Origin of the sequence: [Phormidium] sp. LEGE 05292, from assembly GCF_015207735.1 — a bacterium.
Taxonomy (GTDB): domain Bacteria; phylum Cyanobacteriota; class Cyanobacteriia; order Cyanobacteriales; family Aerosakkonemataceae; genus Floridanema.
The window spans coordinates 1-8,669 of sequence record NZ_JADEWG010000209.1 but is presented as its reverse complement, the minus strand read 5'-3'; the positions used below and the strand labels follow the sequence as shown (position 1 = coordinate 8,669).

At 40.6% G+C, this 8,669-nt stretch carries 9 protein-coding genes; 5 read left to right on the top strand and 4 right to left on the bottom strand.

The window, feature by feature from the left end; genetic code table 11:
* The first annotated feature begins 108 nt into the window (after nt 1–108).
* Nucleotides 109–1,392: an energy transducer TonB gene (locus IQ264_RS29750; protein WP_193985832.1), complete on the top strand. Its 1,284-nt coding sequence runs from the start codon at nt 109–111 to the stop codon at nt 1,390–1,392.
* A gap of 24 nt (nt 1,393–1,416) precedes the next feature.
* Nucleotides 1,417–2,457 (top strand): bifunctional heptose 7-phosphate kinase/heptose 1-phosphate adenyltransferase, encoded by a 1,041-nt coding sequence (locus tag IQ264_RS29745; protein ID WP_193985831.1) that lies wholly within the window; start codon nt 1,417–1,419, stop codon nt 2,455–2,457.
* Nucleotides 2,458–2,538: 81 nt separating this feature from the next.
* Here the strand turns inward: IQ264_RS29745 and IQ264_RS29740 are convergent, their stop codons facing one another.
* Nucleotides 2,539–4,221, bottom strand: a complete 1,683-nt coding sequence (locus IQ264_RS29740; RefSeq protein WP_322744830.1) for a CapA family protein — start codon at nt 4,219–4,221, stop codon at nt 2,539–2,541.
* Between the two features lie 85 nt (nt 4,222–4,306).
* Here IQ264_RS29740 and rfbB point away from each other — a divergent pair, with 85 nt between their 5' ends.
* The 3 genes from rfbB to IQ264_RS29725 all read left to right on the top strand — a co-directional run bounded on the left by rfbB (nt 4,307) and on the right by IQ264_RS29725 (nt 6,288).
* Nucleotides 4,307–5,398 (top strand): dTDP-glucose 4,6-dehydratase, encoded by a 1,092-nt coding sequence (gene rfbB / locus IQ264_RS29735; protein ID WP_193985830.1) that lies wholly within the window; start codon nt 4,307–4,309, stop codon nt 5,396–5,398.
* Nucleotides 5,399–5,562: 164 nt separating this feature from the next.
* On the top strand, nt 5,563–6,015 hold the full coding sequence (locus tag IQ264_RS29730) for a DUF29 domain-containing protein (RefSeq protein ID WP_193985829.1): 453 nt from the start codon (nt 5,563–5,565) through the stop codon (nt 6,013–6,015).
* A 24-nt stretch (nt 6,016–6,039) separates the two neighbouring features.
* Complete coding sequence (locus IQ264_RS29725; RefSeq protein ID WP_193985828.1) at nt 6,040–6,288, top strand: hypothetical protein; 249 nt, start codon at nt 6,040–6,042, stop codon at nt 6,286–6,288.
* 115 nt (nt 6,289–6,403) lie between these two features.
* Here IQ264_RS29725 and IQ264_RS29720 read toward each other — a convergent pair whose 3' ends face one another.
* From IQ264_RS29720 to rpaB, 3 genes are read right to left on the bottom strand one after another with little or no spacing between them, the layout of a single operon-like run.
* Entirely contained in the window at nt 6,404–6,934 is a 531-nt protein-coding gene (locus tag IQ264_RS29720; RefSeq protein ID WP_193985827.1) for a DUF456 domain-containing protein, read from the bottom strand.
* A gap of 9 nt (nt 6,935–6,943) precedes the next feature.
* The gene (locus IQ264_RS29715) at nt 6,944–7,612 is read right to left on the bottom strand and encodes a cofactor assembly of complex C subunit B (protein ID WP_193985826.1); all 669 of its coding nucleotides are present in this window, start codon (nt 7,610–7,612) and stop codon (nt 6,944–6,946) included.
* Between the two features lie 10 nt (nt 7,613–7,622).
* Nucleotides 7,623–8,357, bottom strand: a complete 735-nt coding sequence (gene rpaB / locus IQ264_RS29710; RefSeq protein ID WP_193985824.1) for a response regulator transcription factor RpaB — start codon at nt 8,355–8,357, stop codon at nt 7,623–7,625.
* Nucleotides 8,358–8,669: the final 312 nt, after the last annotated feature.

Here is an 8,669-nt window from a genome sequence, read left to right as displayed (position 1 = left end):
ATAAGAGACAGCTGCCCCTGTACTCCTCTGCTAGTCTAAAGTGGCTAATATGAAATGTATTATTAAGGCCAGGATCGATCGCGAAAAACTTAGCTGAAGTTACTTGCTATGTCACACATCTCACCCATAAACCCCCTGACTGGAACTCTGAATTTGCCGTTAGTTGTGGCAGCATTAACCTCTGTTGGGCTGCATTCACTAATTTGGTTTTATCAACCATTAGTGCCAATGGCTGATAAAGCAACAGCAGCAAGCGATCGACGCAGCGTGAGAGTTGTACAATTAACGCCAGAGGAAATTCTCCGGTTGCCAGAATACGCGCAGCAGAGAACACAAACCACTTTACCAAATTTACCACCGGGGCAAGTTCCGACAAATCTTTTGCCTAGTTTGCCGCAAGCTAAATCAGAAATTACCTTACCACCACCACCGAGTTTTCCAATTTACAATCCTAATCCTTCCTTACCTTCACCCACTCCAGAACCAAAAACTCCAACTTCGCGCCGTCGCACTCGAACTACGGTTCCCAAGTCGCCCCAAGATTCCGCGAAAAATAATCGGAGAAATAATCAATCTTCCCGAAATCAAAAACCTGAAACTACTGAAAAAATTACCCTTGATCAATTGAATTTAGGGTCACGGTCTCAAACTCAAGATAGAACAAGTAGTCAGTCACCACAAACTAATCAATCTCTCCAAAATAGTCAAACATCTGGTGGCCAATTTGGGGATACTTATCAGCGGTTTCTCGCGCAACAAAATTTAGATAGTACTTCTCAATCTACTCAATCTCGTCAAGATGAAACTCAAAGTCAGAACAATCAAAGTCAAAATAATCAGCAAACTATTGGGGAATTACTCGATCGCAATCAGTTACAACGAGATTTAGTTGCTGGTGCAAATAACGATCGACCTCAAAATAGAAATGAGGAAAATACAACCCGCGCCCAAAATCGCAATAATTTGCGGAATAATCGCAATCCAGCAGATGAAGAAGCTCGAATTAAAGTGGTTTATGGTTACAATGTTGCCAACACAAGTATTCCTCAAGGACTTGCTAATTATGAGCAATGGCGGACTGAAAAAATTAAGAAGTATGGGGGGAGATTAAATAGCAAAAGACCACCGATTACGGATTCAATTCGTTCTCCGTTTGACATAAAAGTACCAGATGTTACTCCGGCAGGAATTGCTGTTTTGGTTGATCCTGAAGGCAAAATTGTGGAAACAGAATTAATCCGCAGTACGGGTTATAAGCAACTTAATGATTTGGCGATCGCGCAAATGAAAAAACGTTCTTTTTCTGCTACAGGCAAATATGAAGCATATCATTATTTCATTGAAGTGGATCAAAAAGATTTACCTAATGCTTCTGATGCCGCTAGCCGTTAAACTAATTAAACTTTAATCTTGTTTATGACTCTGGATTCATCTTTCGCTAAACAACTGCGTAATTCTTCAGAGCGATTGTTTTCATTTATAGATAACTTTCATCAAGTTAAAGTGTTAGTTGTGGGAGATTTAACTCTTGATGAATTTCTCACAGGACAAGTAGAAAGGGTGTCTCGTGAAGCACCTGTATTAATTATCCGTCACGAACACACAAGACAAGTGCCTGGTGGTGGAGCTAATGCTGTTTATAATTTAGCGAAATTAGGGGCACAAGTTAAGGTAGTAGGATTGTTAGGTGATGATGACCAAGGTCAAGCTTTGCGGCGCATTTTTGCAGCTGCGGAAATTGACACCAGTGGCATTTTTTTAGAATTGCATCGTCCGACGGTGACAAAAACGAGAATTTCTGGTCATGCACGTCAGTCAGTGACGCAACAAATTGTCAGGGTCGATCGCAAATCTGATGATTTACCAGAAGAAAGTTTACAATTACAATTAGCTGATTACATTCGCTCTCAAGTAGGAAAAGTTGATGTAGTAGTTTGTTCAGATTATGGTGATGGTGTATTCACTCCCCCTGTAATTGCAGCAGCTTTAACTCACCCTTTAACTATTGTTGATACCCAGCAAAATTTACAACGTTTTGCAGGTGCAACTTTATTTACTCCTAATTTACCAGAAGCAGAAAAAGCTGTAGGTTATTCCATTTCTTCACCGGAAAATTTGGCTCAAGCGGGAAAAGATTTGTTGAGATTAACTCAGGCACAACAAATTTTAATTACTCGCGGAGAATTTGGCATGAGTTTATTCGAGCGTAATGGTTTAACCGCTTCCCATATACCCGCCTTTAACCGCACAGATGTTTATGATGTTACTGGTGCTGGTGATACGGTTGTTGCTGCTTTAACTTTAAGTTTGTGTGCTGGTGCTTCAATTTGGGAAGCAGCAATTTTAGGTAATTTAGCTGCTAGTATTGTAATTCGTAAATTCGGCACTTCCACAACAACACCAGGAGAAATTAAATCAGCTTTAGAGACTTTATTAGATGAACTAGAGCAATTTTAAATTAAAGCTAGTTAGTATAACTGTAGTCTTTCTACCGAATCAAGAAACGATTGTTAGTGTTAGTTATCACAACAAAGTTCTTCAATTAATGGGGTTTGAATTTACAACTGCTTGTTCTTTCTGTTTTACTTCTTCTGTTGTCTGCCTTTCTTCTCCCACTTTAATAATGTGACCATTTGGCTCAAATTGTAGTGCTGTTTGGGGAAAGTCCAACTTAGTTAAATTGCGAATTATGGGAATACTATTAGCACCTTTATCAGGATAAGGGATACCTCTTCTATCTAGTTGTACGGGAGTAATTTTGCCCGAAATAAAGTCTCCTTGTGAGTTCAATTGAACTTCTAAAATCAACGATTCTCCCAATACACCCCTAGTAGATAAAGTCCGATATCCGACAAAATTTCCCAGAGAATAAGCAATCAATTTGCCTTTATATAATTCCATTGCTCTAGCAACATGAGGCCCATGACCTAACACCAAGTCTGCACCATTATCTATTAGTGTGCGACAAAAAAGTACTAAGTTTCCCCGATTTTCGCCGTAGAAATTCTCAGAGCGATTTTTGACTCGCATAGCGCCTGTTCCTTCAGCACCGCCATGCACAGAAATTATGACAATACTAGCTTTTTTCTGAGCTTCTTTGACCAATGCTATTGCTGATGGTAAATCATTTAAAGAATTGTGCCAAGACAAGTGACTAAAGGCAATGAAAGCAATTTCTGTACCCTTGATATTTTTATAAAGAATTTGGTTTTTTTTGCCTACTGCTCTAACGCCTGCATTTTCTAGATTTTTAATGGTATCTTCAAAACCTTGAATTGTAAAATCGAAAGAGTGATTGTTAGCAACACTCATCACAGTAAAGCCAACTTCTTGTAAAAGTTGGGCATATTCTGGTGGAGTGCGAAAAGCATGAACCATTGGACGGCTGGTATCTTTTGCCGTATTAGGATAGTTAGTTAATGTACTTTCAAAATTGCCAAATAGTATATCAGCTCCTTGTAAGTATGGTTTGACATTTTGAAACAATTCTTGTTTATTTTGAGGCAACTTATTGTTAGGAAAATTAGTGCCAGGAACTATATCTCCTACTGCTTTAAGCGTAATCAATTGTTTGTTGTCTATGGCAGGTAAGGTGATAGCAGCAGGTTTTGGTGTGGCTTGTGCTGTGGGCTTTTTGCTAGCTTGAGGAGTTGGCTTTTGGGTTTCTGGAATTACCGAATCTCTTTGTTCTAAAGGTTGTAACTGCTGGCGTTTGTTGCGAACTGGTGAGTTAATTTGATAGCTGAAAACTACACCTAATACTGCTACCATTAGCCAAGTAACGCCACCCATTAACAGTAAACGAATCTTTTTTTTGAACTGTTTTCTGTACTTTGGTGGTTTGGGCTTTCTTTGTTCTGGAGGACGAGCAACAGCAGGTATTTGGTGTGGAATGGGCGGAAAGTAGGGAGTTTGGGCTAAATCGAAAGCTTCAGTCCAACTTGGCCATTTGTGGTCACTTTTGCGCCCGTAAACTCGCACAAAATCGATGTTGCGTGCGTTGAGGCGAATAATTCCGTCAATAATGAAGCGGAGATAGACCGATCGATCGGGAATTTCCTCAGCAACGAGGACGATATGTAGCCAATTATCTTTAGATTTGGCGATCGCAGTTACGCCTTTTTTGGCGATCACTTGGTTAATCAGAGTAGCGATCGCTTCTGGATTGCCTTCCTGTGCCAGGGTAATAATGCTTTTCGGTTCCAAAACCACCTGAGTCACAATTGTCTCCTCACACCTACTGATAGACTTGTTTATAATTGGACTGAAAAAAGTTTAAACCGGACAGAGGAGAAAATAGCAACTAATGACACATAGTTTCCCTAAAGATCAACTTAGAACACCTCGTCGGTTGTTAGTGACGGGGGGTGCGGGTTTTATAGGTGCTAATTTCGTCCTTCACTGGTGCGATCGCTATCCAGACGATCGGGTAATCGTATTAGATGCACTCACCTACGCTGGAAACCGTAATAATTTAGCATCTTTAGCAGGAAAGGAGAATTTTCGCTTTGTAGAAGGTAATATTTGCGATCGATCTTTAGTAGATGGATTGTTACAGGAAGAAAACATTGATACAGTTGCCCATTTCGCCGCCGAATCCCACGTTGACAGGTCAATTTTAGGCCCTGGTGCCTTCGTGGAAACCAACGTAGTCGGAACTTTCACACTTTTGGAAGCTTTCCGCCAACACTGGAAAAACACCCCTGTTACTTCAGGACTTTTCCTGCACGTTTCTACTGATGAAGTTTACGGTACATTAGGCCCTAACGACCAAGCTTTTACCGAAACTACACCTTATGCACCCAATAGCCCTTATTCTGCATCAAAAGCAGGCAGCGATCACTTAGCTAGGGCATATTATCACACCTACGGTATGCCGACAATTATTACTAATTGTTCAAATAACTATGGCCCCTATCAATTTCCTGAAAAGTTAATCCCTTTGATGTGTATTAATGCCTTAATTGGTAAAAATTTACCTGTTTATGGTGATGGACAAAACATCCGAGATTGGCTATTTGTGCTAGATCATTGTCGGGCTTTAGATACGGTAATTCACAGTGGAAAGCCAGGTGAAACTTACAACATTGGCGGCAATAACGAAGTGAAAAATATTGACTTGGTACATATTTTGTGCGACTTAATGGATGAATTAGCTCCTAATTTACCAGTCCGTCCTTGTAAGGAACTAATTACTTTTGTCAAAGACAGACCCGGACACGATCGAAGATATGCAATTAATTCCACAAAATTGCAAACAGAGTTAGGTTGGCAACCTTCTGTGACTGTACAAGAAGGGATGAGAAAAACAGTTCAATGGTACTTAAATAACGAAGCTTGGTGGAAACCTTTATTATCTGAAGAGTATCAAGCTTATTACAGCAAAATTTATAGCTAATCACCTAAATTATTAGACTTCTTGCAAAAGTAAAGAATTCTTATTTTTCATTTGTGTGTATCTCTGTATATCTCTGCTTTGGTCATCTATCATCTATGGTAAAAACTCCGAATTTTAACCTTTTGCAAGAAGTTTAATTTGATGATAACTTCAGCTAGTAAACTATGAGCTTTTCAAAAGATGTCATATCACTATACGATCGCGATTTTCTACTCTGGACAGAACAGCAATCTGAATTCTTAAAAAAAGGCTACTGGGAAAAATTAGATATTGAGAATTTGGTCGAGGAATTAGAAACTTTGGGGCGTAGCGAACAAAAAGAACTGGGTAGTTATTTGCAAGTACTTTTAATGCACTTACTCAAATGTCAATACCAACCAGAAAAAAGAACTAAAAGCTGGGGTAATACGATCGCTAATTGCCGAGACAAAATACAGGATTGTCTGGAAGATACTCCGAGTTTAAAACGGTTCCTCGAAGATTCTGAATGGGTACAAAAATATTATCGACGCGCCAGGAGAGATGCTGCTAAGGAGACTGAAAAACCAATGGAAAATTTTCCATTGGAAATGCCTTTTGCAATTGCACAAATTCTCGATTCAAGCTTTTTAATTTGAACGACAAAGGATAGGATAGCAAATATGAATGAATCTTGGTTAATTCCAGAGCAAGGTTTTCTAAGTTTAGCAAGTTATCGCAGCATTCTAAGTATTGCCAGTGCCGGAAGTATTTTAAGTATTGGCAGTGTTGGTAGTATTTTGAGTATTGGCGGTGTGGGCAGTATTTTGAGTTTCGGGAGTGCGGGGAGTATTTTAAGCGTGTTTAGTGCGGGAAGTATTTTGTCAGTTTTGAGTGTCGGCAATATTCTCAGGGCGTTACGATTTAATTAGTGGTAATCGCTTCATGAAAATTCCAGAGTTTTGAATTGAGGAGAGTTGGGCAAGTTTTAAGTTTTAAATTGCCTTGCCCCTGGTGATCCTCTGCCCCTGGAGCCCCTCTGCCTCTTCAAGCAACTCCGGGGGGCCAAGTAGTGAAAACGAAGACTATTACTGAAGCGATCGCTAATACACCCTGAATCAACCTACCAACCAAATTACCAACTACAATACCCACACCTGCTTGTGCTGCCAACTTAATTCTAGGTTGCAACTCCAAATCACGGCGATAAAGAAACTCGCCAATAATAGCTCCTAGTAGTGGCCCAATTAATATCCCCACAAGTGGCCCACCAAAAGGTAAGGCTGGTAGAAAGCCAAAGAATCCCAAAGTTAAGCCAATAAAAGCACCCATTTGTCCCCAATTACTAGCACCAGCTTGTTTTCCGCCCCAGTAAGCAGCTAAAAAATCTATGCCCAAACTCAGCAACAAAACAGCAAGGGCTGTTGCTAGCGCCACCCAGACTTTAGTAAAGCCATCGATCGCGCCCCAAACGAAGATGGAAACTAAAATTAGGCTAGCCCCTGGAATTCCCGGAACTAAAGCCCCAATAATTCCCACAACCATTAAGACAATCAGTAGCCAATACAAAATGATCATTTGTGTTCATCAAATCTGAGCTGGTGCAACATCATTATTCAAGTAACAGCTAAAACATACATCTAGCTTCTCAGCAATTCCGGCAATCCATTTTTCGTCTTGCTGAGTGTAACTGCGGGGCGCATTAGCACCCAACACTAAAACTCCACGTTTACCAATCGGTTGACAAATTATTCCTTGAGTATTTCTTGGTAGGTAATCAAATTCAATCCGTCCAGGGTAGAGTTTTACGTCTACTAAATAAACGGGCTTTTGCTTGTCTATCACTCGCTGTAGAATTGCTCCTGGCTTGACTTCTGGGTTGTCGCCCAAAATGCCCCGGCGTAACAAAACTTTATCTCGATCCCAAACTACTACACTACGGGTAGAGGTATTGGTTAACAACATCAGGGATGCCCAAGCTAGTTCAGTTTTCACTGTTTCTGGTAAATCTGGTGCGAGTTCAAATCCTTGTGTACCATTCAGTTCTACTGCTTCTGGCGATCGCGGTTGTACTTGTTGCCAAAGTAAGCCAGTGAAAATCAACAAAGCACTCAACAATACACCTAAAGCATCGGAACGAGCTTGAGAATCCGTCAATTCTGGGGTCAGAAAGCGGTTGACTAAGAGTAGCATCCCCCCCAAAGCACCAACAACGATCGGGAGATTCTTTAAAACTTGATTATTGTCCCTTGCCATTTACAGATAACTATTTTTCGTTTTCCCCAAAATCGCCCAAGCGTTGAAACTGATAACCCATCGATCGAGCAGTCAGAATCAATTCTGGGTTGCTGGGGTCTTCTTCTAATTTTGCCCGCAAGCGAGAAACATGGACATCTACCACACGGGTATCTACCAACCGTTCTGGAGTATAACCCCAGACTTGTTGGAGAATATCCGATCGCGAAATTGCCTCTCCTGCCTTACTCACCAACAATTCTAGGAGATTAAACTCCATTCCTGTCAGCCGAATTCGGCGATCGCCCTTGTAAACTTGCCGCTTATTCGTGTCAATTTTCACATTGCCGATCGAAATTACTCCCGAATTGGGAATCCCGGAACCACCTGATTTGTCTACCCGACGCAACACGCAGCGAATCCGCGCTTCTAACTCTTTAGGAGAAAAAGGTTTAACGACGTAATCATCTGCCCCTAACTCTAAACCTGTGATGCGATCGGCTACATCTCCCAAAGCCGTTAGCATGATAATCGGCACATTGGATTCCTTGCGAAACTCCTGACAAACACCGTAACCATCAAGTTTCGGCATCATCACATCCAAAACCACCAAATCAGGATTAGCAGTGCGGAAAGTTTCCAAAGCCTCCTCACCATCAGCAGCAGTGACCACATCGTAACCAATCATTGACAGGCGGGTTTCCAAAATCCTGCGAATGCTGGCTTCGTCATCTACCACCAAAATCTTTTCTTTACGAGTTTCCATTGCCAAGATTTGTTAACCTAAAATTTCTGTTTGTTAATTTTTACTACCTTATTTTAAGATAATACAAATTCTTGCCAACTTAAATTTTTGTAATACTTTATTAGAAAGCAATCGAGGTTAACTTTTCGTGAATTATTTATACTCTATAAGTTTAAACCAATACATAGCACCAAAAACAATTATTTGCTACCATTTATAGGTTTAACTAAGTAAATTCATCTAAAAAATTGCATCCTTACGTCGCAATTCAAAGAGTAAAGAGCAAAGGGGAACATCCAAGTCCATCCCCCCATCCCCCCATCCCCCCATCTC

What these genes read in the sequence shown, in the direction of transcription:
- IQ264_RS29745 (WP_193985831.1), top strand. Translation starts at nt 1,417, where the DNA reads ATGACTCTGGATTCATCTTTCGCTAAACAACTGCGTAATTCTTCAGAG.
- rpaB (WP_193985824.1), bottom strand. Translation starts at nt 8,357, where the DNA reads ATGGAAACTCGTAAAGAAAAGATTTTGGTGGTAGATGACGAAGCCAGC.
- IQ264_RS29715 (WP_193985826.1), bottom strand. Translation starts at nt 7,612, where the DNA reads ATGGCAAGGGACAATAATCAAGTTTTAAAGAATCTCCCGATCGTTGTT.
- IQ264_RS29720 (WP_193985827.1), bottom strand. Translation starts at nt 6,934, where the DNA reads ATGATCATTTTGTATTGGCTACTGATTGTCTTAATGGTTGTGGGAATT.
- rfbB (WP_193985830.1), top strand. Translation starts at nt 4,307, where the DNA reads ATGACACATAGTTTCCCTAAAGATCAACTTAGAACACCTCGTCGGTTG.
- IQ264_RS29750 (WP_193985832.1), top strand. Translation starts at nt 109, where the DNA reads ATGTCACACATCTCACCCATAAACCCCCTGACTGGAACTCTGAATTTG.
- IQ264_RS29725 (WP_193985828.1), top strand. Translation starts at nt 6,040, where the DNA reads ATGAATGAATCTTGGTTAATTCCAGAGCAAGGTTTTCTAAGTTTAGCA.
- IQ264_RS29730 (WP_193985829.1), top strand. Translation starts at nt 5,563, where the DNA reads ATGAGCTTTTCAAAAGATGTCATATCACTATACGATCGCGATTTTCTA.